1 protein-coding gene is annotated in these 255 nt (G+C 61.6%); it reads right to left on the bottom strand.

Features of this window, described 5'->3' with window-relative positions; translation table 11 throughout:
- On the bottom strand, positions 1 to 255 hold a 255-nt coding region (locus MRBLMA1_RS20075), incomplete at both ends, for a hypothetical protein (RefSeq protein WP_363739302.1).

Genomic DNA, 255 nt, shown 5'->3' with positions numbered 1-255 from the left:
CGAAGATGTTGTCGAGCGAAGCAGCCGCGGTGAACTGGGGCGTGAGCTTCCACTCCACATTGGCGGCGGTCAGGATATAGCCCTTCGTGACTTCCCCGGTGAAGTTGCGCAGGTTGTTGAAGAACCGGCCGGTGTAGTTGGCATTTGCCGACAGCGAAATCGCATCGTTCGCAATGGGCGGTGTCCAGCTCACGATCGCCGAGAACTGCTCGCGGGGCGCGAAGGCAGGCTCGGTGTCCTTGACAATGGCCGGCG

Source organism: Sphingobium sp. LMA1-1-1.1, assembly GCF_040676365.1.
Taxonomy (GTDB): domain Bacteria; phylum Pseudomonadota; class Alphaproteobacteria; order Sphingomonadales; family Sphingomonadaceae; genus Sphingobium.
Note: the sequence above shows the minus strand (reverse complement) of the source record. Positions and strands in the feature narration are given on the sequence as shown.